Origin of the sequence: Pseudomonas sp. DWP2-2, from assembly GCF_049897065.1 — a bacterium.
GTDB lineage: Bacteria > Pseudomonadota > Gammaproteobacteria > Pseudomonadales > Pseudomonadaceae > Aquipseudomonas > Aquipseudomonas paracarnis.
The window spans coordinates 435,810-460,962 of the sequence record NZ_JAFCVN010000003.1 but is presented as its reverse complement, the minus strand read 5'-3'; the positions used below and the strand labels follow the sequence as shown (position 1 = coordinate 460,962).

General features: G+C 60.6%; 21 protein-coding genes. 7 read left to right on the top strand and 14 right to left on the bottom strand.

Annotation, left to right across the window (positions count from 1 at the left end; genetic code table 11):
- The first annotated feature begins 62 nt into the window (after window positions 1-62).
- Window positions 63-1,127: a tRNA epoxyqueuosine(34) reductase QueG gene (queG, locus tag ACP7CZ_RS09515; protein WP_034125645.1), complete on the top strand. Its 1,065-nt coding sequence runs from the start codon at window positions 63-65 to the stop codon at window positions 1,125-1,127.
- Here the strand turns inward: queG and ACP7CZ_RS09510 are convergent.
- Together ACP7CZ_RS09510 and orn are read right to left on the bottom strand one after the other, a co-directional pair.
- Window positions 1,124-1,741 (bottom strand): trimeric intracellular cation channel family protein, encoded by a 618-nt coding sequence (locus ACP7CZ_RS09510; RefSeq protein WP_169918769.1) that lies wholly within the window; start codon window positions 1,739-1,741, stop codon window positions 1,124-1,126. The two genes, queG and ACP7CZ_RS09510, sit on opposite strands and share 4 nt — an antisense overlap.
- A gap of 182 nt (window positions 1,742-1,923) precedes the next feature.
- Window positions 1,924-2,466, bottom strand: coding sequence for an oligoribonuclease (orn, locus tag ACP7CZ_RS09505; protein ID WP_003171343.1), 543 nt, complete (start codon window positions 2,464-2,466; stop codon window positions 1,924-1,926).
- A 108-nt stretch (window positions 2,467-2,574) separates the two neighbouring features.
- On the opposite strand from orn, the gene rsgA reads away from it, so the two are divergent.
- Entirely contained in the window at window positions 2,575-3,606 is a 1,032-nt protein-coding gene (gene rsgA / locus ACP7CZ_RS09500) for a small ribosomal subunit biogenesis GTPase RsgA (protein WP_003188044.1), read from the top strand.
- A gap of 360 nt (window positions 3,607-3,966) precedes the next feature.
- On the opposite strand, the gene motB is transcribed toward rsgA, so the two are convergent.
- Window positions 3,967-4,986, bottom strand: coding sequence for a flagellar motor protein MotB (gene motB / locus ACP7CZ_RS09495; protein WP_054896262.1), 1,020 nt, complete (start codon window positions 4,984-4,986; stop codon window positions 3,967-3,969).
- Between the two features lie 3 nt (window positions 4,987-4,989).
- Entirely contained in the window at window positions 4,990-5,841 is an 852-nt protein-coding gene (gene motA, locus ACP7CZ_RS09490) for a flagellar motor stator protein MotA (protein WP_054896261.1), read from the bottom strand.
- A gap of 166 nt (window positions 5,842-6,007) precedes the next feature.
- Between motA and ACP7CZ_RS09485 the strand changes: the two genes are divergently transcribed.
- From ACP7CZ_RS09485 to asd, 3 genes are read left to right on the top strand one after another with little or no spacing between them, the layout of a single operon-like run.
- Window positions 6,008-7,543, top strand: a complete 1,536-nt coding sequence (locus ACP7CZ_RS09485; protein WP_038448629.1) for an HDOD domain-containing protein — start codon at window positions 6,008-6,010, stop codon at window positions 7,541-7,543.
- Window positions 7,544-7,600: 57 nt separating this feature from the next.
- The gene (locus ACP7CZ_RS09480; protein ID WP_054918863.1) at window positions 7,601-8,416 is read left to right on the top strand and encodes a rhodanese-like domain-containing protein; all 816 of its coding nucleotides are present in this window, start codon (window positions 7,601-7,603) and stop codon (window positions 8,414-8,416) included.
- 15 nt (window positions 8,417-8,431) lie between these two features.
- The gene (gene asd, locus ACP7CZ_RS09475; RefSeq protein WP_054896259.1) at window positions 8,432-9,292 is read left to right on the top strand and encodes an archaetidylserine decarboxylase; all 861 of its coding nucleotides are present in this window, start codon (window positions 8,432-8,434) and stop codon (window positions 9,290-9,292) included.
- A 134-nt stretch (window positions 9,293-9,426) separates the two neighbouring features.
- Here the strand turns inward: asd and serB are convergent, their stop codons facing one another.
- On the bottom strand, window positions 9,427-10,641 hold the full coding sequence (serB, locus tag ACP7CZ_RS09470; RefSeq protein WP_003188034.1) for a phosphoserine phosphatase SerB: 1,215 nt from the start codon (window positions 10,639-10,641) through the stop codon (window positions 9,427-9,429).
- 133 nt (window positions 10,642-10,774) lie between these two features.
- On the opposite strand from serB, the gene ACP7CZ_RS09465 reads away from it, so the two are divergent.
- Window positions 10,775-12,310 carry a histidine kinase gene (locus tag ACP7CZ_RS09465; protein WP_252949389.1) on the top strand — a complete coding sequence of 512 codons (1,536 nt, stop codon included), beginning with the start codon at window positions 10,775-10,777 and terminating at the stop codon, window positions 12,308-12,310.
- A 65-nt stretch (window positions 12,311-12,375) separates the two neighbouring features.
- Here ACP7CZ_RS09465 and ACP7CZ_RS09460 read toward each other — a convergent pair whose 3' ends face one another.
- The 9 genes from ACP7CZ_RS09460 to ACP7CZ_RS09420 form a co-directional block, all read right to left on the bottom strand.
- Complete coding sequence (locus ACP7CZ_RS09460; RefSeq protein ID WP_294148249.1) at window positions 12,376-14,946, bottom strand: hypothetical protein; 2,571 nt, start codon at window positions 14,944-14,946, stop codon at window positions 12,376-12,378.
- A gap of 163 nt (window positions 14,947-15,109) precedes the next feature.
- Entirely contained in the window at window positions 15,110-15,823 is a 714-nt protein-coding gene (locus ACP7CZ_RS09455; protein ID WP_032873461.1) for a PqiC family protein, read from the bottom strand.
- A gap of 173 nt (window positions 15,824-15,996) precedes the next feature.
- Window positions 15,997-18,261 (bottom strand): DNA topoisomerase IV subunit A, encoded by a 2,265-nt coding sequence (gene parC, locus ACP7CZ_RS09450; protein WP_294148253.1) that lies wholly within the window; start codon window positions 18,259-18,261, stop codon window positions 15,997-15,999.
- Between the two features lie 70 nt (window positions 18,262-18,331).
- Window positions 18,332-19,327 carry an esterase-like activity of phytase family protein gene (locus ACP7CZ_RS09445; protein WP_070415467.1) on the bottom strand — a complete coding sequence of 332 codons (996 nt, stop codon included), beginning with the start codon at window positions 19,325-19,327 and terminating at the stop codon, window positions 18,332-18,334.
- Window positions 19,327-21,231, bottom strand: coding sequence for a DNA topoisomerase IV subunit B (parE, locus tag ACP7CZ_RS09440; protein WP_003188026.1), 1,905 nt, complete (start codon window positions 21,229-21,231; stop codon window positions 19,327-19,329). Before parE ends, ACP7CZ_RS09445 begins: the two co-directional genes overlap by 1 nt.
- A 46-nt stretch (window positions 21,232-21,277) precedes the next feature.
- On the bottom strand, window positions 21,278-21,886 hold the full coding sequence (locus ACP7CZ_RS09435) for a YqiA/YcfP family alpha/beta fold hydrolase (protein WP_014716651.1): 609 nt from the start codon (window positions 21,884-21,886) through the stop codon (window positions 21,278-21,280).
- Window positions 21,887-22,064: 178 nt separating this feature from the next.
- Entirely contained in the window at window positions 22,065-22,877 is an 813-nt protein-coding gene (gene cpdA, locus ACP7CZ_RS09430) for a 3',5'-cyclic-AMP phosphodiesterase (protein ID WP_034125637.1), read from the bottom strand.
- A 97-nt stretch (window positions 22,878-22,974) separates the two neighbouring features.
- Window positions 22,975-23,424 (bottom strand): DUF1249 domain-containing protein, encoded by a 450-nt coding sequence (locus tag ACP7CZ_RS09425; protein ID WP_003188022.1) that lies wholly within the window; start codon window positions 23,422-23,424, stop codon window positions 22,975-22,977.
- Complete coding sequence (locus ACP7CZ_RS09420; RefSeq protein ID WP_034125636.1) at window positions 23,415-24,032, bottom strand: NUDIX domain-containing protein; 618 nt, start codon at window positions 24,030-24,032, stop codon at window positions 23,415-23,417. Before ACP7CZ_RS09420 ends, ACP7CZ_RS09425 begins: the two co-directional genes overlap by 10 nt.
- A gap of 193 nt (window positions 24,033-24,225) precedes the next feature.
- On the opposite strand from ACP7CZ_RS09420, the gene ACP7CZ_RS09415 reads away from it, so the two are divergent.
- A complete protein-coding gene (locus ACP7CZ_RS09415; protein WP_089042116.1) occupies window positions 24,226-24,972 on the top strand; it encodes an RsiV family protein in 747 nt (248 codons plus the stop codon).
- Window positions 24,973-25,153 lie beyond the last annotated feature (181 nt).

The following is a 25,153-nucleotide window of genomic DNA, read 5'->3' as shown; positions in this document are numbered from 1 at the left end:
CGTCTTCAAGCTCCGATGTCTGGCAGAATTATACGCATCTAACCTGTGGTTTCCCCTGTCTCATGCCTGCTATTACCTCCGATCTGCCCGCCCTCGCCCAATCGATCAAAGACTGGGGTCGCGAGCTGGGCTTTCAACAAGTGGGCATCAGCGGCCTCGACCTGGCTGAGCATGAACAGCACCTGCAACGCTGGCTCGACGCGGGTTACCACGGCGAGATGGAATACATGGGCGCCCACGGCAGCAAACGCTCCCACCCCGAAGAGCTGGTGCCCGGCACCCTGCGCGTGGTTTCACTGCGCATGGACTACCTACCTGGCGACACCCAGATGGCGCAATTGCTGGCCCAACCAGAAAAAGCCTACATCTCGCGCTACGCCCTGGGCCGCGATTACCACAAGCTGATCCGCAAGCGCGTGCAGCAACTGGCCGACCGCATCCAGGCGCAGATCGGGCCGTTCGGCTTTCGCGCCTTCGTCGACAGCGCGCCCGTCCTGGAAAAAGCCATTGCCGAGCAAGCGGGCCTGGGCTGGATCGGTAAAAACACCCTGGTTCTCAACCGCAAGGCCGGCAGTTATTTCTTCCTGAGCGAACTGTTTGTCGATCTACCGTTGCCGGTAGACCCACCCCACGCCACAGAACACTGCGGCCGCTGCACGGCGTGCCTGGACATCTGCCCCACCAACGCCTTCGTCGGCCCTTACGTGCTGGACGCGCGACGCTGCATTTCGTACCTGACCATCGAACTCAAGAGCGCTATCCCCGAAGACCTGCGCCCACTGATTGGTAACCGGGTATTTGGCTGCGATGACTGTCAGATCGTTTGCCCGTGGAATCGTTTCGCTCGACCTACCGCCGAAAGCGATTTCAAGCCACGGCACAATCTGGATAACGCAGAACTGGCCGAATTGTTTATGTGGGACGAGGATAAATTCCTCAGCAGCACCGAGGGCTCGCCCCTGCGCCGTGCCGGTTATGAGCGCTGGTTACGCAATCTGGCGGTGGGCCTGGGCAATGCGCCCTCCAGCATTCCGGTATTGGAAGCACTCAAGGCGCGGCGGGACTACCCGTCGGAGTTGGTACGCGAACACGTGGAATGGGCGCTGGAGCAACACGCGGCCCGCTAGTGCACATCGTCGTTGTAGACGAACTTGGGCATTTCCCAGTGAAACCGGATCGCCAGCAGGCGTAACAGGAAGCCACTGAACAGCGTCAGCAGAATCGCTTGCTCGCTGGGCAGCTTCAGGTACAGGCACAGCAAGTAGAACCAGGCAGCCAGGAACGACACGCTGGCATACAGCTCGCGGCGGAAGATCAGCGGGATGTCGTTACAGAAGATATCCCGCAGGATGCCGCCGAATACCCCGGTGATGACCCCGCTGACCGACGCCACCAACATGCCGTGGCCCATTTCCAGGGCGGTCATGCAGCCGATCAGGGTGAAGGCCACCAACCCCACCGCATCCAGCGCCAGGAACAGCGAGCGCAGGTGGCGCATCAGCGGTGCGATAAAGATCGTCACCAGCGCCGCAACAGAGGTCAGTACCAAGTATTCCGGGTGTTTGACCCAGGTCAGCGGGTAGTGGCCGAGCAACACATCGCGCACCGAACCGCCGCCCAGGGCTGTCACGCAAGCGATCAGCACCACGCCAAACCAGTCCATGCCACGCCGACCCGCGGACAGGGCGCCAGTCATGGCTTCGGCGGTGATGGCGACGAGGTAGAGCATCAGCAACATGATGGCGATCCTGACAGAGAGGCCGGCAGTCTAATCATTTGCCGAGGGCACCAAAAGGGGGCGCTTGGCGATAAACCGCGTCGCCTGTATCGCAGGCAAGCCAGCTCCCACACTTTGAATTTGCGAATGCAGTCAAATGTGGGAGCTGGCTTGCCTGCGATAGCGCACTCACTGGCGCCGCAGAATCAAGCCTTGATGAAATGCTTGCGATAATGCTGCAACTCGGCAATCGACTCACGAATATCGTCCAGCGCCAGGTGCGTGCTGCCTTTATGGAAGCTGTCTTTGACTTCCGGCGCCCAACGCGCAGCCAGTTCCTTCAAGGTCGACACGTCCAGGTTGCGGTAGTGGAAGTAACTTTCCAGCCCCTTCATGTGCGTATAAAGGAAGCGACGATCCTGGCAGATGCTATTGCCGCAGATTGGCGACTTGCCCTTGGGCACCCATTTTTCCAGGAAGGCGATAGTTTCGGCCTCGGCTTCGGCCATGCTGATGCGGCTGTCGCGCACGCGCTGGGTCAGCCCGGAGTTACCGTGGGTGCGGGTGTTCCACTCGTCCATGGTGGCGAGTACGGCGTCGCTGTGGTGGATGGCGATCACCGGGCCTTCGGCCAAGGTGTTGAGGTTGCTGTCGGTGACAATGGTCGCCATCTCGATGATGACGTCGGTGTCGGGGTTCAGACCGGTCATTTCCAGATCGATCCAAATCAGGTTCTGTGGGTTTTGCATGGCTTGATTCTCTTGGCACCTTGGCGTAGCCGGGCAGTTTAGCAGGCGGGGGCGTGCTAGACTCGCGGCCGTTTTACCCAACTTTTGCATTATCGACACGGAACACCAATGGCCAAACGCCAGCTCAACCGTCGCCAAAACTGGCGCATCGAAAAGATTCAAGGTGAACGCGCCGCCCGCGCCGCCAAACGTGAATCCTCAGCCGTGGAAGCGCTCGAGGGCGGCGACCTGGGCCCCGAACAAACGGGCCTGGTGATCGCGCACTTTGGTGTGCAGGTCGAAGTCGAGGCGCTCGAAGGCGAACTCGCAGGCCAGGTGTTCCGTTGCCACCTGCGCGCCAACCTGCCCGCGCTGGTCACCGGCGACAAGGTGGTGTGGCGTGCCGGCAACCAGGGCATCGGCGTCATCGTCGCCCAGTTGCCGCGCAGCACCGAACTGCGCCGCCCCGACAGCCGTGGGCAGCTCAAGCCGGTGGCGGCCAACGTCGACATGATCGTGATCGTGTTCGCGCCACTGCCCGAGCCCCATGCCAACCTGATCGACCGTTACCTGGTCGCGGCTGAGCATGCTGGCATCCGCCCGTTGCTGCTGCTGAACAAATTCGACCTGATCGACGAGCAGAACGCCCCGGCGCTCAACGCATTGCTGGCGGTCTACCGCACCCTGGGCTACCCGGTGCTGGAAGTGTCGGCTCACCACGGCAACGGCATGGAACAGCTGCAACAGCAGTTGGACGGGCGGATCAGCGTGTTCGTCGGCCAGTCTGGCGTGGGCAAGTCGTCGCTGGTCAACAGCCTGTTGCCGGAAGTCGAAACCCGCGTGGGCCCGCTGTCGGAGCTGTCCGGCCAGGGCACCCACACCACCACCACCGCACGGCTGTTCCACTTCCCGGGCGGCGGCGAGTTGATCGACTCGCCGGGTATCCGTGAATTTGGCTTGGGCCACGTCAGCCGTAGCGATGTGGAAGCCGGCTTTATTGAGTTCAACGACCTGATCGGCACCTGCCGCTTCCGCGACTGCAAACACGACCGCGAGCCGGGCTGTGCGCTGCTCAAGGCACTGGAAGATGGGCGCGTGCAGCAGCAGCGGATGAACAGCTATCGGTCGATTATTGCGAGCTTGCCCGAGAGCAGCTACTAAGCAGCCCCCACCTCTGTAGGAGCGAGCTTGCTCGCGAAGACCTCAAGCGCAACGCGGGCATCCTGGATACACGCGTTATCGTTGACGTTTTTCGCGAGCAAGCTCGCTCCTACAATGCAGCATCGGTATCGGTGGCCGTTACCGCAGGAATGGATATGTACATCGGCAAATCGCCATCGCAGGCAAGCCAGCTCCCACATTTGGATTGAGGGCGTCAGGTAGATAGGCGCCGGCTGTCAGGCCGTCACGGGAGCAAGCTCCCTCGCCACAGGCCCAGCGTCGCCCCAAAATTGTGTAGATATCTATGACAGCGCAGATACAACAAGGCCGCGATTATCGCGGCCTCGTTGTATCTGGAGCTTACGGCTTCGGCGCAGGCGTCGTAGGATCCTTGACGCCCCCATCATCAAACAGGTTCAGCTTCTGGCGCAGCTCATGGGCTGGCAGCGGTTCCTGCTCCGGCGGTAGCGCGTTGGGGTCGGCCGGCACTTCGCCTGGCGCACCGTCGCCCTGGGTCGGTGCCGGTGGCGGGGGTTGATCGCCTTCAATCGCACGCTGGGCTTTTTTGGTCAGCACCACGATGTCGATACGGCGGTTGACCGGGTTGAACGGGTCTTTGGGATCAAACAGTTGCGAGGAGGCAAAACCCACTACCCGCGCCACTTGCGGGTCCGGGTAGCTGCCGGCCACCAGCGCACGCCGGGCAGCATTGGCGCGGTTGGCCGAGAGTTCCCAGTTGCCGAAATCACCCTGGCCCGCGTAGGGCTTGGCGTCGGTATGCCCGCTGATGCTGATCTTGTTCGGCACCGCCTTGATGGTGTCAGCCATGGCCAGCAGGATGTCTTCAAAGTACGGCTTCAACCGCGCACTGCCAGAGTCGAACATCGGCCGGTTGGCCGCATCGGTAATCTGGATGCGCAGCCCCTCGGGGGTGATCTCGAAGGAAATCTGGTCCTTGAACTTCAGCAACTGTGGGTTTTCTTCAACCTTGTTCTGCAATTCCTGCAGCAACAGTTCCAGTCGCTCCTGTTCGACCTGCTCGGCCATGGATTCGACAGTGTCGCGCTCGATCGGGATTTTTTCCTGAGGCGATTCAGTTTGCACTTCCGGGTTGATGGTGCGCTCGGGCGCCAGTTCCGGCGAGCCGCCCAGGTCAATGACAAACGGCGTACCGCTTTCCGAAAAGCCAATCGGGTCCTTGAAGTAGCCGGCGATGGCGATTTTCTGTTCTGGCGTAGCGGTGGACATCAGCCACAACACCAGGAAGAACGCCATCATCGCCGTGGCAAAGTCGGCGAAGGCGATTTTCCAGGCGCCGCCATGGTGCCCCGCAGCGAAGCGCTTGACGCGCTTGATGATGATCGGCTGGTTGTTTTCCATGGCTTAGCGACCGCGAACCGCTTGTTCCAGCTCGGAGAAACTTGGGCGGTGTTTCGGGTACAACACCTTGCGCCCGAACTCCACGGCCAGCGACGGCGGCATGCCCGACGCCGATGCCACCAGGCACGCCTTGATCGCTTCGTAGAGGTTGATCTCTTCCCTGGCATCGTGGGCCAGGGAGGTGGCGAGCGGGCCGAAGAAACCATAGGCGGCGAGAATACCGAAGAAGGTGCCCACCAGCGCCGCACCTACGTGCATGCCGATGGCCGCCTGATCGCCCTCGCCCAGGGACGCCATGGTCACCACGATCCCCAGTACCGCCGCGACAATACCAAAACCGGGCATGCCGTCGGCAATGCCGGTCACGGCGTGGGAAGGATGCTCCAGCTCTTCCTTGAGGCTGAACAACTCCATGTCGAACAGGCCTTCCAGCTCGTGAGGCGCCATGTTGCCGGAGGACATGATGCGCAGGTAATCACAGATATACGCGGTCATGCGCTCGTCTTTGAGCACGGCCGGGTACTTGGCAAAAATCGGGCTGGCCGCGGCGTCTTCGATATCGCCTTCGATCGCCATCATGCCTTCGCGGCGGCTTTTGTTGAGGATCTCGTAGATCAGCCCCAGCACTTCCAGATAAAACGTGTGGGAGAAGCGCGAACTGAACATGCCCAGGGACTTCTTGACCACGTGCATGGTCATATAGCCTGGGTTGGCCTGCAAAAATGCGCCGAACGCGGCACCGCCGATAATCAGCACTTCGAAAGGCTGGATCAGTGCGGCGATTTTACCGTGGGAGAGGACGTACCCTCCGAGCACACTTGCGATGACGACAATGATGCCGATAATTTTAGCCATAGGAGAGGGGTACTTGCGCCGTCGGGTTCATGGACATATGGGGTGCAGCAGAAAACTCTTGTTCTACTTATCGGCAAAACTGCGCCAGACTATAGCCCGTTAAGGCGAAAAGCCAATTCGGCCCGTTCCGGGCGTGTTGAACGCAAGTGATGATCGCGCCCCAATCATGGCAATTGAAACGACAGTCCCAACAAACCGCCCCACTACCCTCGCCGCTTGGATCAAGTGCCTGGACGACGTGCTGCTGCCCGTGCCCCAGGCCAGCCATGAACGCGTGTGCAAAGCCATTCGCGATAGCCGCAGTTCATTGCGAGATATTGCTGAGTTGATGCAAAACAGTCCGGCCCTGGTGCTGAGTGTGATGCGCGAAGCCAACAGCCAAGCCCACGGCAGCCTGGCCGAACCTGCAGAAAACCTTGAAGTCGCACTTAACCGTCTTGGCCTCAAACGTGCCGAAGAGTTGTTGGCGCGCCTGCCTTCGGTACCCGCCCGGGAAATCCCCGTGGCCTTGCGTCAGCTGTTGCTGATCAGCCAGCACGCATCCCAGCAAGCCAACGGTTTGTTCGGCAGTCGCCTGGCGCGGCTGTGGCAGGACATCCACTGGGGCAGCCTGCTGTTTCTGTCGCCGCTGTGGCCGATGGCCGTCGCCTACCCCAAGCTCCTGGAGGAGTGGGAGTTGCGGGTGATCCATAAAGGCCAATCGGCGCGCCAGGTCGAGCAACAGCTGTTCGGCGTGCGTTTGCTTGACCTGTGCCTGGGCTTGACCGAAGCCTGGCACCTGCCGATCTGGGTTTCACAGGGCTACAAGTTGCTGTTGGCCGAGCAACGCCTGCTGGTCAAGGCGCTGCACATTGCCCGTCAAGACGATGCCCTGCGCCACCAGCAATTGCTCGATGCCGAGCCCAACCTGCGACGCTGGCTGAACCAGCCGGCCAACACCGTGTTGCTGGCCAACGGCCTGGCGATGTCGGCCCAGGAATCCTGGACCTGCCCGCACACTGAGCGCTGGCAATACCTGACGGCGCTGTACCTGCAAACGCCGTTGAGCGATGTGCAACAGCAAGCCCACCAACAAGCGGTGACCAGTGCTCGTACCACCTTGATGCCCGACCTCTGGCACCCGGCGCTGTCGCTGATCTGGCCGTGGCACGTACAGAAAGTCCATCGCGGCTTGCTGCCGGCACCACCGCCCACTGCCGAAGCCTTGGCCGTGTGGCGCACGCGTTGCACCGAGTTGCTGGTGGAGCCGAGCCGCTTTGCCAACGCCATGCACCTGACCACTTGCGCCAAGGAAGCCCTGGTCGCCAGTGGCATGCAGCGGGTACTGATATTCATGGCAGATCGCGCCTTGAGCACCTTGCGTGTACACCAGGCCGACGGCCTGCCCAAGGACGCGGCTCACCTGAGCCTGGATGTGGTCAATAGCACACTGCTGCAACGCCTGCTGGAAAAGTCCGCCCAGGTACGCCTGAACCCCGACAACCATGCGCAGTTTTCCGCATTGCTGCCACCAATCCTGCGTCGTCTATTTATTGGCGAGCACTTGCTGTTGCGCTCACTGAGCTGCAACGGTCGCGTGGTCATGCTGATCGTGGCGGACCAAGGCGGCGGGCCGTTCTCGGAAACCACCGTGCAGGCGTTCGGCAAAACCGCCCAATGCATCGAGAAAGCCCTGCACAGCTTTACCAACCGCAGCGCCTGATGCTTGCGCTACAATCACCGGCCTTTATCGCCAACATTTGTGCCCAGGAGACCTCACATGCCTGACTTCTCTGGCTTGCCGCTGGTGATCGAATCCGCCGACCTGTTGGGTCGCCTCGATTCCAAGCACTTGATACTGGTAGACCTCACCAGTGTCGCCCGCTACGCCGAAGGGCATATCCCCGGCGCGCACTTCGTTGACCCCAAGCGCACCCAACTGGGACAGCCACCGGCACCCGGCCTGCTACCAAGCAAGGCCGACCTGGAAAAACTGTTCGGCGAACTGGGCCACACCCCGGACGCCACCTATGTGGTCTATGACGACGAAGGCGGCGGTTGGGCCGGGCGTTTTATCTGGATGCTCGACGTGATCGGCCACCAGAAATATCACTACCTCGACGGTGGCCTGCTGGCTTGGCTGGAGGAAGGGCACCCGCTTTCCACCGATGCGCCCCCAGCAGCCGGCGGCCCGGTCAGCCTTACGCTGCACGACGGCCCCACAGCCACCCGCGAATACCTGCAAAGCCGCCTCGGCGCGGCCGACCTGGGGATCTGGGACGCTCGTGGCCCGCTGGAGTATTCCGGCGAGAAAGTGCTCGCAGCCAAGGGCGGCCACATTCCCGGCGCGGTGAACTTCGAATGGACCGCCGGCATGGACAAGGCGCGCAGCCTGCGTATCCGCCGTGACATGCCGCAAATCCTCGAAGACCTCGGGCTGACCAAAGACAAAGAAATCATCACCCACTGCCAGACTCACCACCGCTCTGGCTTCACCTACCTGGTGGCCAAGGCGCTCGGTTATCCGCGAGTCAAAGGTTATGCCGGTTCCTGGGGCGAATGGGGCAACCACCCCGACACCCCCGTTGAGATTTAAGGTTTAAGGACAGTTATGAAAAAGCAGTTGTTTATCCTCAGCCAGTACTTGCTGCCGCATCACTTGCTGTCGCGCCTGGCCGGCTGTATCGCCGAGTGCCGCGTGCGCTGGTTCAAGAACGCCTTCACTGCCTGGTTCGCCAAGCGCTACCAGGTGGACATGTCCCAGGCCCTGGTGGAAGACCTGACCGCCTACGAGCACTTCAACGCCTTCTTCACCCGCGCGCTGAAAGACGGCGCCCGTCCGTTAGATCCAACCCCAGGCGCAGTGCTGAGCCCTGCCGATGGCGCGGTCAGCCAGCTAGGCCCGATCGAACATGGTCGTATCTTCCAGGCCAAGGGCCACAGCTTCAGCGTGCTGGAACTGCTCGGTGGCGATGCGGCAATGGCTGCGCCGTTCATGGGCGGGGACTTCGCGACTATTTACCTGTCGCCCAAGGACTACCACCGGGTGCACATGCCACTGGCCGGTACCCTGCGCGAGATGGTGTATGTGCCAGGGCGGATTTTCTCGGTCAACCAGACCACCGCCGAAAACGTGCCGGAACTGTTCGCCCGTAACGAACGCGTTGTTTGCTTGTTCGACACCGAACGCGGCCCGATGGCCGTGGTGTTGGTAGGTGCGATGATCGTTGCGTCAATTGAAACCGTGTGGGCCGGTTTGGTGACGCCGCCGAAACGCGAGCTGAAAACCTTCCGCTACGACGAAGCGGCCCGCGCGCCGATTCATCTGGAGAAAGGTGCGGAACTGGGTCGCTTCAAACTGGGATCGACCGCCATCGTGTTGTTCGGGCCGGACCAGGTGAAGTGGGCTGAAGAACTGGCAGCGGGTACGCCGGTGCAGATGGGCCAGGGCATCGCCGCTGCTAAAGCCTGATATTGCAGTTGATCGTTCCCACGCTCCGCGTGGGAATGCAGCCCGAGGCGCTCTGCGCCCAAAGCGTGACGCAGAGCGTCACTGGAGGCGCTCCCACGCGGAGCGTGGGAACGATCAGTGACAGTGAGATCGGCTTATAGCTGACCGTCGCGGTCACGCAAGCCCAGCAGATACAACACGCCATCCAACCCCAAGGTCGAAATCGCCTGCTTGGCTGACTGCTTGACCAACGGTTTGGCGCGAAAGGCCACGCCCAACCCGGCAATCGCCAGCATCGGCAAGTCATTGGCGCCGTCGCCGACCGCAATGGTCTGCTCCAGGCGCAAGCCTTCCTTATGGGCCAATTCCTTGAGCAGGTCGGCCTTGCGCTGGGCGTCGACAATCGGCTCCACCGCGACGCCAGTCACTTTGCCATCCACCACTTCCAGCTCGTTGGCGAATACATAGTCAATGCCCAGCTTGGCCTGCAACTGCTTGGCAAAGTAAGTGAAGCCGCCGGACAGGATGGCGGTCTTGTAGCCCAGGCGCTTGAGTTCGGCGAACAGGGTTTCGGCGCCTTCAGTCAGGCGCAGCGACGCGCCGATCGAATCCAGCACGCCAACGTCCAAGCCTTTGAGCAGCGCCAGACGCTCCTTGAAGCTGGCACGAAAATCCAGCTCGCCGGCCATCGCGCGCTCGGTAATCTCCGAGACTTGCTCGCCCACACCGGCCGCCTTGGCCAGCTCGTCGATGACTTCGGCTTCGATCAAGGTGGAGTCCATGTCGAACACCGCCAAGCGGCGGTTGCGACGGAACAGGGAGTCTTCCTGGAAGGCGATATCGACATTCAGTTCCTGGGCCACGCTCAGGAAATCGGCGCGTAGCGCTTGCGCGTCAGCCGGTTCACCGCGCACAGAGAACTCGATGCAGCCCTTGCCTTTGTCAGCCGGAGTGTCCAAGGGCATGCGACCCGACAGACGGTCGATATGGTCGATATTCAATCCGTATTGCGCAGTGATTGAACTAACGCGCTGCAACTGCTCAGCCGTTACCTTGCGGGTCAACAGGGTGACGATATGGCGCTTTTTACCCTGGCCTTCGACCCAGTGCTGGTAGTCAGCTTCGGACACCGGGGTGAAACGTACCTGTTGATCGAGCTTATACGCCGTAAACAGGATGTCCTTGAGTACCGAGGAGGCCTGTTCGGTGCTGGGGATCTCCACCAAGATGCCGAACGACAAGGTGTCGTGGATCACCGCCTGGCCGATGTCGAGAATGTTCACACCACCCTGGGCCAGGACGCCGGTAATGGCTGCGGTGAGACCCGGCCGGTCTTCACCCGTGATGTTGATCAGGACAATTTCGCGCAAAGCGCACCCCCAGGCTGGAAAAAAACCGCATTCTACCCACTTTCAGTGACCATCGGGCACAGCCAGCGCTTTGCCGGCCATGGGCCTGTCGCTATACTGCGCGTCAACTTCACGGACCAAGAGCCGAGCGCAAGTGAACCGGCCCACGCCAGTAAAAACCGATAACTTCTTCCTGCTGATCTTCCGGGCACTGCGCCATCGCCGTGTACCGATTGCATTGCGCATCGCCAGCCATAACGTGATCCTGGTCGCTCTGGCCCTGGTGATCTACGCCTGCGTGATGGGTTTGCAGTTCAAGCAGGCCATGCACGAGCAAGCTGACGCCCTGGGCGCGAGCCTGACAACCCAGACTGCCACTTCGGCGACTGAGTTGTTGGTGTCCAACGACATCCTCAGCCTCAACGTGTTGCTCAACAACCTGACCAAGAACCCGCTCGTGGCCCACGCCGCTATCTATAGCGTGGACAACCGGATCATGGCCGAGGCCGGGCAACGCCCGAAAAACGGTCTGCTCGGTGAGGCCGAAGGCCTGTATCAGAGTAATATTACGTTCCAGGACGTGAAGGCCGGCCAACTGCGTATCAGCCTTGATATGCAACAGTTCCAGCAGCCGATGACCATCAGCCTGCAAAGCATGGGCATTCTGAGCGCGATCCTACTGGCCTTGGCCCTGGCCTTGAGCCTGCGCCTGGGCCGGCATATCTCCACACCGTTGATGCAACTGCGCATCTGGCTGCGGGATATCGACGAACACACCCCGGCCACCGATCGCCAGGACGAAATCGGCGACCTCGCGCGTCAGCTCCACGCCAGCTTTGCCCCGGAGCCAAAAGCGCCTGAAGTCGAGCCCGAGCCTGAGTACGACGACACCGAGGACTACAATGACGAGCCTGAGTTTGAAGTGCGCGACCTGCGCGACCCAGGCTTCGACGAAAGCGCCCCGGTGGCCGGCCTCAAGCCTGCGCCGCGCCATGTGATCAAGGCCGAGGAAGACGAGCTGGACGACGAAGACCCGTTCGCCGACCTGCGCGACACCTCGGCAGCCGCCCCAGTCGCTGCGCCCAAACCCGTTGCGGTCAAGAACGCCGAGCCACAGCACAGTGCCGTACTCGCCGTGCAACTGGGCGCCCAGGAGCAACTGCGCCGCCTGCCCCGTGCCCGCCTGACCGAACTGCTCGAACGCTACCGCGACTGCCTCGACCAGGCCGCTTCGCTCTACCAGAGCGAACTGCACACCCTGAACGATGGCAGCACGCTGATGCTGTTCCACAGCGAAGACAGCGGCGAGGACTACCTGACCAATGCCATCTGCTGCGGCGAGCTGTTGCGCGCCCTGGGCCATGCCCTGCAGATCGAAGTAGCCGACAGCGGCATTACCCTGCAACTGCAGCTGGGTCTAACCGTGGGTGACGACCTGTTTGGCATCAGCCAGATCGACCTGCTGCTGACCGAAATCGCCCAGGATGCTCTGGCCTTGTCCCAGCACAGCCGTAACCTCCTGCTGGTGGAGCGCAAGATCAGCGAAGACACGCTGATCCGCCAACGCGCACGTATCCGCCCGATTGCCAGCCCTGAAGGGGCCAGTTGTGTGGAGCGGTTGATGGAGCCGTATCCGTCGATGCTGGAGCGTCAGTTGGCGCGGATGCATGAGACCCGCAACAAGGGTTGACTCCAAGACTCATGCATTGATGATCGCAAGCCCGCAGAGAACGAACACCTGCGGGCTTTCTAGTACTATTTGATTTTCTTGCTATCCACGACATTAATGGTTCGGCGTGGAATCCAGCCTGACCTGACCTGGTCCAAAAGCTGATACCCACTCATTTTAAAGTTGGACCCGACGGGTAGCGGCCTTTCTATCTGGACAGACCATTGTCCAAAACCATCGACAACCGCGTACCCAAGTGGAATTCCGGGCCTGTTCTCCTGATTCAACTCAACCACGGCCCCCACAACGCCACTGCCTTTTACAAGAGGCTGGCGGCCAACGGTCTGGTTTTCGGCAGGGGTTTCGATAACCGGAGCATCGGGAACCTGCACTACCTGGAAGGTCCTATTCGCCAACCAGCGGGCGATTTTACCGTCAAGCTGCTGATAGCCCGTCATGACAAAGGAGTTTGTGACCGGCAGAGGCTGATCAACCTGCACCGACCAGCGTCCATAGCCATCGACAGTGGTGGTCGCCAAGGCGTTATACGGGTCACCCGATTTGAGCAACACGACGGTCGCGCCCGCAATACCACTACCTGACACAACTGGCCGACGTCCTGTTTTCACACCTTGTGCAGGGGTTTCGATAATCGCCAGATCGGGAGCATCGACAACCTGGATAGTTCTATTGGCCAACCAACCGGATCTTTTCCCCTCAATCGACTGATATCCAGTCATGGTAAAGGCTGGTGGGCTTATCGGCAGCGGATTATCAACCTGCGTGGCCCATCGCCCATAACCATCGACGGTAGTAGTGGCTAAAATATTTTCAGGTTTGTACGACTGCATCAACACAACAGTAGCACCTGCTACACCCGTACCTGTCACAAAAGGCCGGCGGCCCGTTCTGACGCTTTGGGCCGGCGTTTGGATAATCGCCGGATCAGGTACATTAACAACCTTGAGTGTCCTGTTCGCCAGCCAACCCGAACGTTTTCCATCAAGGGTTTGATAGCCGGTCATGGTAAAGGCGGGTGGACTTATCGGTAGAGGGCGCTCTATGCGCACTGACCAGCGGCCATAGCCATCGACCCTAGTAGTGGCCAGCGGATTGTAAGGATCGTTGGATTTAAGCAACATCACAGTAGCACCAGGAACACCGGTACCTGACACTTGCGGCAGGCGGCCAACTTCGACATTTTGGGCGGGGGTCTCGATTATTGCCGCAGGCACGCTCAGTTCAGCCACCTTGAAGCTGCGATTGCCAGATAACACCGAGGTTCTTCCCCCAAAAGTTTGTCGGGCAGTATAAGAATAACTGCCAACATCATGCACTGACAGCGAGTACACCGACCAGTTGCCGTTGCCATCAGCAATGGCTGTGCCCACGACTTCCTCGGGCTTGGAAGCATTTACTATTTCAATACGTGCGCCAGGCCAGGCAGTGCCGGCAAATACTGGCTGTTTACCGGTGCTGGCCCCCTCGAGAGGGACCGCAATGACGGGAGCGGGGACCGTGGTTGTACAGTAAGGAAAACCCGCCCCATCAAGCGCGACCGCGACTATCGCCTCGTCCGGCCCGGCGCTGCACACAAGCACTTTAACCTTGCCGGAAGAGTCCTCAAATGTCTGCCCCGTAAGTAAGGTAGGATCGTTGGTTCTTGGCGTCTCTGGCGTGGCATCAATCTGCACATTCTGCACGCCTTGCTCCCTCGCATAACGCATCCACACGCCATTGACCCGGTTGTCATTCTCCGGAAAGTTATCAAAGACCGTAGGTTTCCTGTATTCGAGCGACAACAACGGGTAGTAGGCCCCACCGGGCGAATGGGTTTCAGGGATCTTGATCAGGTACAGCTGCGGGCCTTCGCGTCCCAACACCTTCAAACTGTAAAGGCCGGTGCGCGTGATAGTCGTCGCCTGGCCATCATCCAGCCAGCCGGCATAGCGGCGGCTGACCGCAGGATAAAGCGTGCCACCACCTGACACTGAGTCACCAGTGTCTCCATACTCAACGTAAGTGCAATCAACAGGCGCACTCACAGACGCGCCATTGCGGGGGCAGCCTATGAGGCTTCCCCCATGACGAAAGCCTAAATTATGACCAAGCTCGTGCTTGTAAACATGCGGTGAGCCTGCCTTGCCAAACACTCCAACATGCCTACCGGGGGTAAAGGCCAAGGCGCCACCGCCACAGTTAACGATGTTAATTTCATAGTCGAAATCATCGGGATTAAGGCCATTCTTTTCGGCAGTCTTGCGACCCTCCGCGATAGACGTGGACATAGAGCATCCCTCAGGCTTCGGTCCAGACGTCGCCTCCACTACCCGCCCCTCCAACTTCAGCTTTCCACCGGACGCAGCCAGAATATAAGAGCGTAATGAATTAGGATCAGTAGACAGCGTATGCAACTCCACCTGATCCCTGTCCAACACTCGCTCTCCCTGCCAATGGGTTACCGTGACCAGCATCCTCTTGGTGCCCGTCACAGGGCGGATTATCTGACTCAAGCTTGACAGTTCACCTTCGGCGGGCGGAAGTTCATCATTTTCAAGGCCGCCAAATTCACGATTAACTTCATGGCTACAGCCCATGAGAGCAACACTTAATGCACTACAAAAAAACCAAGCGAGGAAGATCGATATTTTTTTCATGAGTTCAGTACCTTAAGAGATAGGACTGAAATCACACTAGAGACCTTATGCGCAGCTGGATACTGTCAGAATTAACAGGTACGCAGAATTAGGCGCTGGCGTTTTACAGCAGGCATGAAAAAGCCCGCGGGCTTGGCGGGCTTTTTCAAAAATAAATTTCAGATCAGAACCTGAACACTTCCAGATCCGTACGAATCGGCGTGGCCATCGGCATCTTCGGCTTTTCCGGGGCCGCAGGCTTGGCCTGGGCGGGGGCCTGTTTACGCGGCTGCGCTTCGGCAATCGGCGGCTGGTTGGCCAGTGGTTTGAGCGCCACCGACAACTGCTGTGCCAAGTGCTGCAACAGCACACCCTGGGCCTGGACCTGGGAGGCAGTGGTGCCGGCGTGTTCTTCCTGCAGGTGCACAATGCGGTTGTCCCGCACTTGCCCGCGACGGTCGATCAGGCGCCACTGTGCATCCAGGATCGCCGGTTGCGACTTGCCGGAATCCAGACGCGTAATGGTCAGCAACACCTGTACATCCGGGGTGAACCCGGAGGGTCCCGGCGCCAGGACCACTCGCTGGCTGTCTAACTGGCCGGCGACCTGACGCAACATCAACTGGTTGATATCCGACGACAGGCTACCGGCCCAACGACCATCTGTGGAACCTTGCAGGCTGCCGTCGTTCTGACGTTGAAGCAGGGTTTCGCGTTGCAGGTAATCGGCAACGACTACCGGCCCCAGCAATACTGCCATGCCAGCGGTTTGGGCTGGCTGAGCCGGACTTCCGCTGTCCAGCTGGTACAGCGACACCGGTTGATGTGTGCTGCAACCCGCCAACCCCAAAAGGCCAGCGAGCATCAAAAATAGAGGAAGGCGTGGAGCAGTCATCATCCCATCCAAGTGGCTGCCACAAGGCGAACCACAATGTAATACTAAAAATAACCTGAACACGCTCGGCCACGCCGGCGCTGGAAAGGCCATATCATCCGTGAATATGCGCCATGACTCCAGCGCGAAAGCATCGATCTACGCGTTAAATCGTAGATCGAGGCCTCTAGTACCGCTTAAACCGGCGTTTCGACCAGCAAGGCATCCACTCGCTGGAAGCCTCGTGGCAGTTTGTTACCTCGCCGGCCACGCTCACCCTTGTAGTGTTCAAGGTCGTCAGGGCGCAATGACAACGTGCGCTTGCCGGCCTGGAGCACCAGGGTAGAGCCTTCCGGGACCACGGCGATGTCAGTCACATACTCCTCGCGACTGGCCACCCGGTCACCGGGAATCCCGATGATCTTGTTGCCTTTACCCTTGCCCAACTGCGGCAAGTCGCTGATCTTGAACACCAGCAAGCGCCCTTCGGTGGTCACCGACGCCAGCCAGTTGCTTTCACGATCCTCCACCGGCCTCGGCAGAATCACCTTGGCGTTGTTCGGTAGGCTCAACAGCGCCTTGCCCGCCTTGTTCTTGGCCTGCAGGTCTTCACCCTTGACCACGAAACCGTAACCGGCGTCGGAGGCGATGACATACAGCGAATCATCGTCCGGCAACAGCACGCACTCGAAATTCGCCCCCGGCGGCGGCGTGAGGCGCCCGGTCAACGGCTCGCCCTGCCCCCGTGCAGACGGCAGGGTGTGGGCCGGCACCGAATAACTGCGCCCGGTCGAGTCGATAAACACCGCAAACTGATTGGAACGCCCGGCGGCAGCGGTCTTGAAGCCATCACCGGCTTTGTACGAAAGGCCGGTGGCGTCAATATCATGCCCTTTGGCGGAGCGAACCCAACCCTTTTCCGACAGAACGACGGTAATTTTCTCGTTGGGCAACAGCTCGGTTTCGGTCAGGGCCTTGGCTTCAGCGCGCTCGACGATAGGCGAGCGACGGTCATCGCCATAGGTTTCCGCATCTTTGAGCAGTTCGCTACGCACCAGCTTCTTGAGCTTGGCTTCGCTGCCCAGCAGGGCTTGCAGCTTGGCTTGCTCCTTGAGCAGTGCATCCTGCTCGTCGCGCAGTTTCATTTCTTCCAGGCGTGCCAACTGGCGCAAGCGGGTGTCGAGGATGTAGTCCGCCTGGATCTCGCTCAGCTCGAAACGCGCGATCAGCTCGGCCTTCGGATGCTCGGCGGTACGGATGATATGGATCACTTCATCCAGGTTGAGGTAGGCGATCAGCAAGCCGTCCAACAGGTGCAAGCGGCGCTCAACCTTGTCGAGGCGAAATTGCAGGCGGCGGCGCACGGTTTGTACGCGAAACTCTAGCCACTCCACCAGCAGGTTGCGCAGGTTCTTCAACTGCGGCTTGCCGTCCAGGCCGATGATGTTGACGTTGACCCGGTAGCTGGACTCCAGGTCGGTGCTGGCAAACAAATGCTGCATCAACACTTCATGATCCACCCGGCTGTTGGTCGGGATGATCACGATACGGCACGGGTTCTCATGGTCGGACTCGTCACGCAGGTCGGCCACTTGCGGCAATTTCGACGGCTTGGCCTGCATCAACGCGGCGATCTGCTCCAGCACCTTGGCACCCGATACCTGGTGCGGCAGCGCGGTCACAATAATGTCGCCGTCCTCAATGTGGTACACGGCACGCATACGCACCGAGCCCTTGCCCGTTTCGTACATCCTCAGCAGGTCGGCGCGCGGCGTGATGATCTCTGCTTCGGTCGGGTAATCCGGGCCCTGGATATGCTCGCAGAGCTGCTCGACCGTAGCCTTGGGCTCATCGAGCAAGCGCACGCAGGCGGTGGCGACTTCGCGCAGGTTGTGCGGCGGCACGTCGGTGGCCATGCCGACCGCGATACCGGTGGTGCCATTGAGCAGGATATTCGGCAAACGCGCCGGCAACACCAGGGGTTCGTCAAGGGTGCCGTCAAAGTTCGGCCCCCAGTCGGCAGTGCCCTGGCCCAGCTCGCTGAGCAGCACTTCGGAATAACGCGACAGCCGCGCCTCGGTGTAACGCATGGCGGCGAAGGATTTGGGGTCATCCGGTGCCCCCCAGTTACCCTGGCCGTCCACCAGGGTATAGCGGTAGCTGAACGGCTGGGCCATCAGCACCATGGCTTCATAGCACGCCGAGTCGCCGTGAGGGTGGAACTTACCCAGCACGTCACCGACGGTACGCGCCGACTTCTTGTGCTTGGAATCGGCGTCCAGGCCCAACTCACTCATGGCGTAGATGATGCGCCGTTGCACGGGCTTCAGGCCGTCGCCGATATGCGGCAAGGCACGGTCCATGATCACGTACATGGAGTAGTTGAGGTAGGCATTTTCGGTGAATTCAGCCAGCGACCGGCGTTCTACGCCATCTAAGCTGTCTGCGAGGATGTCACTCATGCGGGCCTCATCATGGGGTAAGGCGCAGCGGAACTGCCGCTGCGCTGATTCAATTCAAAAAAATCTCGACTCATGGCTGGGCACTCCAGCCGCCATCCGGAGCGGCAAAACGATAGACCATCGGACGTTTTTCACCATCGTCACGCGGGCCGAAATTGTTATCGATCCCGACCCAGGCACCGTCGGCATCCACCAACAGGGCCTCAGCCAGGCCATACGACTGTGGGTAACGTCGCTGTGGCGTCAGGGTTTCGTCGGCAAACGACCAGCACAGCTCAACCTTGGCCGTGAGCGGGTCGCGCCGGCAGATCTGAAACGCATTACGCTCCAGGGTAAACAGCTTGCCGTTGAACAGCGACAAGTCGGCAAAGTCCTTGGACACGGCCTTGGCGTTGGGGAACTGCGCCGGCTGCACTTCCTGGCCGGCCTCGCTCAACAATACACAACGACCATCGCAATCCCATACGCTCTGCCCACGCTTGATCGAGACCAGGCCACGGCGTTCACGCTCGGCAGCCAGCCAGATCTGATTGCCTTCAGGGTTTACCGCCAGGCCTTCGAACAAGGCATTAAAGTGCAGCAACATGCCACTAGCCCTGGCTTCACGCACCATGCCCGGCGCGATTTTCAACCACTCCGGCGCGCCCGTCGCGGGCACCTGCAACACCGCGGCATGGGCTTCGCTGACAATGTAACGGTTGCCTGCGGTATCACAGCTGATGCCTTCAAAGTCCAGGTCACCACCACGTATGAACGAAGCGGCCTTGGTGCGCGAACGCAAGCCCCAAGGCAGGCCGGACTCGGGCACGGGCGGCACGTCGATCTTCAGCGCTTGCGCGCTCCACGTCGGCGCACGGGTATCCAGGCGGTAAATCTGGTCGTCATCGCGGTCCGAAACCGTCCACAGCTCGTTGCCACACAACGCCAGGCCCGACAGGTTCCCACCGCGCATGCCGTCAACCGGGTGTTCCGAGACCAGCTTGAGCTCTGCCACGCTGGCTGCGGCCACCTGGGTGACCGCCAGCCCGCTCAACATCAGGATCGCCAGGGCGAAGCCTGTGCGCATCAGCCCAGAACCTCGGCCAGGTTGCCTTTGGATTCAAGCCAGGTCTTGCGGTCGCCAGCGCGTTTCTTAGCCAGCAGCATGTCCATCATTTCCGAGGTAGCGGCGAAGTCTTCCAGGGTCAACTGCACCAGGCGCCGGGTGTTCGGGTCCATGGTGGTTTCGCGCAGTTGCGGCGGGTTCATCTCACCCAGGCCCTTGAATCGCGTGACCTGTGGCTTGCCGCGTTTCTTCTCGGCCACCAGGCGGTCGAGGATGCCATCGCGCTCGGCTTCGTCCAGAGCGTAGAAAATCTCCTTGCCCAGGTCGATGCGATACAGCGGCGGCATGGCGACGTAGACGTGACCGGCATCCACTAATGGGCGGAAGTGCTGCACAAACAACGCGCACAGCAAGGTAGCGATGTGCAGGCCGTCGGAGTCGGCGTCGGCGAGGATACAGATCTTGCCATAGCGCAGCTGGCTCATGTCCGCTGCACCCGGGTCGACCCCGATGGCCACGGCGATGTTGTGCACTTCCTGGCTGGCCAGCACTTCGCTGCCGTCGACTTCCCAGGTGTTGAGGATCTTGCCGCGCAGTGGCAGGATCGCCTGGAACTCCTTGTCCCGCGCTTGCTTGGCGGAACCGCCGGCGGAGTCACCTTCGACCAGGAACAGCTCGGAACGCATCGGGTCTTGCCCGGCGCAATCGGCCAGTTTGCCCGGCAGTGCCGGGCCCTGGGTGATGCGCTTGCGCTCGACCTTTTTGCTGGCCTTCAAGCGCCGGCCGGCGTTGTTGATCGCCAGCTCCGCCAGGGCCAGGCCCAGCTCGGGATGCTCGTTGAGCCACAGGCTGAAGGCGTCCTTGACCACGCCAGAGACAAACGCCGCTGCCTCGCGGGACGACAGGCGCTCCTTGGTCTGGCCGGAAAATTGCGGTTCCTGCATCTTCATCGACAGCACGAACGCGATGCGCTCCCACACGTCTTCCGGCGCCAGCTTGACGCCACGCGGCAACAGGCTGCGGTATTCGCAGAATTCACGCATGGCATCCAGCAAGCCTTGGCGCAAACCGTTGACGTGGGTGCCGCCCTGGGCCGTGGGGATCAGGTTGACGTAGCTTTCCTGCACGCTGTCGCCACCTTCGGGCAACCACAGCAGCGCCCAGTCCACCGCTTCTTTATTACCCGAAAGGCTGCCGCAGAACGGCTCGTTGGGCAGGCGTTCGAAGTCGCTGACCGAGTCTTCCAGGTAGGAACGCAGGCCGTCTTCGTAGTGCCACTCGACCTTCTCGCCGGTGCCTTTGTCTTCAAAGCTGACCAGCAGCCCCGGGCACAGCACGGCCTTGGCCTTGAGCACGTGCTTGAGGCGGCTGATGGAGAATTTGGGCGAATCGAAATACTTGGGGTCCGGCGCAAAGTACACGCTGGTGCCTGTGTTGCGCTTGCCAACGGTGCCGATCACTTCCAGGTCGGTGGCTTTGTAGCCATCGGCGAAGGTCATCTGGTACTCGTTGCCGTCGCGCTTGACCTTGACCCGCACCAGAGTCGACAGCGCGTTGACCACGGAAATACCCACACCGTGCAAACCGCCGGAGAACTGGTAGTTCTTGTTGGAGAACTTGCCGCCGGCATGGAGCTTGGTAAGGATCAGCTCGACGCCCGGCACACCCTCTTCGGGGTGAATGTCCACCGGCATGCCACGACCATCGTCGGACACTTCCAGGGAATGGTCGGCGTGAAGGATGACTTGCACCGACTTGGCGTGCCCGGCCAAGGCTTCGTCGACGCTGTTGTCGATGACTTCCTGGGCAAGGTGGTTCGGCCGACTGGTGTCGGTATACATGCCGGGGCGTTTGCGCACCGGGTCGAGGCCCGAGAGGACTTCGATGGCGTCGGCGTTATAAGAGCTAGCGCTGGGAGTGGCCATGGGGTCTCGTCGTGAGTCGTTCGATTAAAAAGTGACCTGCGATTTTCTACAGTGACGAAAAATCGAAGGATTGAAACTGATCTGCGCCAATGCCGGCAAAACACAACAGTGCCGGCAATTGCTGGGCGAACCCCTGGTAGCCATGGTCGCCACCGGCCTGGATGCGCAAGGCGCAGGCCCGGTAATACTGTTGGGCCAGGCGATAATCCAGGGTTTCGTCCCCGGTCTGCAACCACACCTGATAACGCGCGGCATCCTGGGGCGCCGGTACTTCCAGCTCGGCCAGGGCCGTGACGTGGTCCTGTGTCAATTCCCAGGTCTCATCGGTGTAGAGGTTCTTCTGGGTGCCCAGGTAACCGTCGAACATCCGATGGGGACTGACCGCCGGGTTGACCAGCAACGCCTTGAGACCATGGCGTTCTGCAAGATGGGTTGCATAGTAGCCGCCGAGTGAGCTGCCGACCAGCAGTGGCCGGCCCAGTTGCGCAATCGCTTGCTCCAATTGAAGAATCGCCTGACGAGGGTGGTGATGCAGCGCCGGTACACGTAGCTGGTCGGACAGGCCGAGGGTGCCCATCACAGTGGTCAACTGGCTGGCCTTGTTGGAAGCCGGCGCACTGTTGAAACCGTGGATATACAGGATCGAAGCGGACATGCCGGGCTCTCCGTGCTGGGGCCAAAGAGGCGCAGTTTACAGGGAATGCAGGCAGAAGCGGACCCAATGTGGGAGCTGGCTTGCCTGCGATGGCGGCGATTCAGTCAACGAGTCAGCGCCAGGTACACCGCCATCGCAGGCAAGCCAGCTCCCACCCTTTGATCAGTGTTTGCAGGTCTTAATAGCCGTTGCTGCCGTAATCGACGGTGAACGCAAAGCCCACCAAACGCTCCACCCCCGTCTCCAACCGTCCGTCGCCATGCAAGCGCAACCAGCGATAACCCGGCGCCTGCTCGCTGACCTGGAAATCCTCACTTCCCGGCGCGAACTGGATACAGGTGGACGGCGAAGCCAGCAACCGCACACCGTTGCGCTCGCCGTCGATTTCCTGATGCACATGGCCCCAAAGCAATGCCTTGGTCTGCGGGAAGCGCTCAAGCACGGCAAACAGCGCCTCGGGGTTGCGCAGGCCGATAGGCTCCATCCACGCACAACCGATGGGCACCGGATGATGGTGGAAACAAACCAGGTGATGGCGGTCCGGCGCTTCGCTCAAGGCCTGCGCCAGCCGTTGCAGTTGCTCGTCTTGCAAGTAGCCCGGCACCGAACCGGGTACCGCCGAATCCAGCAGGGTGATACGCCAGTTGCCGATATCCACCACCGGTTCGAGCAAATCACTGTGCATGGCAGCCTGGGCCATGACCTGCGGTTCGTCGTGGTTGCCGGGAATCCAGCGCGCCGGGGCGCCAAGGGGAGCGGTCAAATCGCGAAACTGCTGATAGGACGCCAGCGTGCCGTCCTGAGACAAGTCGCCGGTCGCCAGTATCAGGTCGATGGCCGGCTGTTGCGCACGCACCAGCTCGACCACCCGCTGCAGGCTTTCACGGGTATTCATGCCCAGCAACGTGGCGTCAGCGTCGGCGAACAGGTGGCTGTCGGACAACTGCACCAGCAACACGGCATCAGGATTCACGGCGGATACGCTCGGCAAGGCGCTCTCCCTGGCAACTACAGGAATGGACATTTGGCGCGATTATGCTGGGGCAGGACACAAAGAGGAAACCCAAGGAAGCAGGCACAGTTCACATCTACCGCACCACTTCAAACTCATGGCCCAAGGCCAGGCAGTGGCTGAGCCATTCGCCGAGGAACACATTGAGCTGTGCTTTCTCATCGGGCTGGTGCATGAACACATTCGGGTAAGGATAGATGCTGCGAAAGCGTCGTGCGTGCTCGGCACTGATCACTTCGGCCATACGCGCGTCGTGGTACACCTGTACTTCCAGTTGCGGCACCGGCAACCACGGCAGGCTGTGCTCCTGGCGCACCCGCAGGGTGGTGGTGTACGGGCAGGTCAGAATGACTTCCAGGGTCAGCACACCGAGCATCTGATCGCCATGGGTGACAGCAATGCGCCGCGCCTGCGGGGCGTGGCGCATGTCCGGGAGCAGGCGCATCAGCCGCGCATAGTTGGCCTCGCAGGCCGCTTGCAGCCCGATCAGGTCAACTCGATAACGTTCCCGTGCCTTTACTGCCATAACCCCCTCACTTCCGCGCGATTAAGCGCAAGCCATTGCAGGGCGATAATGCTGGCTGCGTTGGAAATCTTGCCATCGCGCACCGCCTGCAAGGCATCTTCGAATGCCCAGACGGTTACGCGGATGTCTTCTGCTTCTTCTTCCAATCCATGGACGCCACCCGCGCCCGAGCTGTCGCATCGGCCCAGGTACAGGTGGACAAATTCAGTACTGCCGCCCGGCGACGGGAAATACTTGGTGATCGGCCACAGCGCGGAGAATGTCAGCCCAGCTTCCTCCTCGGCCTCGCGGTGTGCAACCTCCTCGGGTTGCTCATCCTTGTCAATCAGGCCGGCGACCATCTCCACCAGCCAGGGGTTGTCGGCGCGGCCCATGGCGCCGACGCGGAACTGTTCGATCAACACCACCTCATCGCGCAGCGGGTCGTAGGGCAGCACGCACACGGCGTCATGACGCACGAACACCTCGCGGTTGATCACCCGGCTCATGCCGCCGTCGAATTTTTCGTGGCGCAGTTGCACGCGATCGAGCTTGTAGAAGCCTTTATAGGCATTGTCACGCTGAACAATCTCGATCTTGTTCGGCGTCGACTTCGCGATGTCCGTCATGGTGTCCCTCGTTAAGCTCGTGCAATGGGCGCCATCCTAACGCGCCGACGCCCGTTGATGCAGCCCCTTTGCGGTTGCCGGGAGAGGCGGCGAGCGTCAAACTCGCTGCAATCAGTTTAGTGGCGAACTGGCGGCCACGTTGGCAGTCCAAGCGCTACTCTTTTCGCTTTCCATCGATTTACGAAGGACACACATGTCGCTTTTAAAAATCGCCTCCGTGGCCTGTATTGCCTTGACCCTGGGTGCTTGCCAGAGCCTGTTCCAACCGGCCTATCTCAAGCCGCTGGACGTTACCACCGACAAATCGGAGCAGATCAAGCCCGGCTGTGACAGCCCGGCCTGCCCGCTGGTGAACATCGACACCGTGCATTTCCCCACCGAGCCACAACTCGACAGCCTGGTGGAACAGCGTTTGCTGCAAATGACCCGCACCACGCCTGGCGCCAGCGTACCGGCGAGCCTGAACGCCTACCGGAACACCTTCCTGCGTGAGTCGCCGGACCGCCATGGCATGTACTTGCAAGCCAAGGTACGTGACCAGCATGACGGACTGGTGATCGTTGAAGTGTCCAGTTACCTGGACACCGGCGTCGCCCACGGCGAGCCAGGCCGGGGGTTTATCAACTATTCACGGATTCTACATAAGGAACTGACCCTGGCCGACATGCTGTTGCCCGACCAGGAGCAGGCCTTCTGGAATACCGCGAAAGTTGCCCACAACAGTTGGTTGATCGGCACCAAGATGGACCGCGATCCGGAGTTCGTGAAGAGCTGGCCATTCCAGAAAACCCCGAACGTGGCCCTGACCAGCGGCGGTGTGGTGCTCAAGTACAACGTCAGCACCATCGCCCCTTACGCACAGGGGCTGATCGAAATCACCCTGCCCTATACGCGCCTCACCGGCGTGATCAAGCCTGAGCTGGTGCCCGCACGCCGTTGATCGGTTGGTGGTTCAAGGGTGTTATTGCAGAGGGAGATTGGGTGTTCGTCGGATCGCTATCGCGGGCAAGCCCGACTCCCACAGGGGACCGGCTGTGAACACAAAATCTGTGTACCACTCGGCCAACTGTGGGAGCCGGGCTTGCCCGCGATGACGGCGGTGCAGACACCGCCGCCTAGGG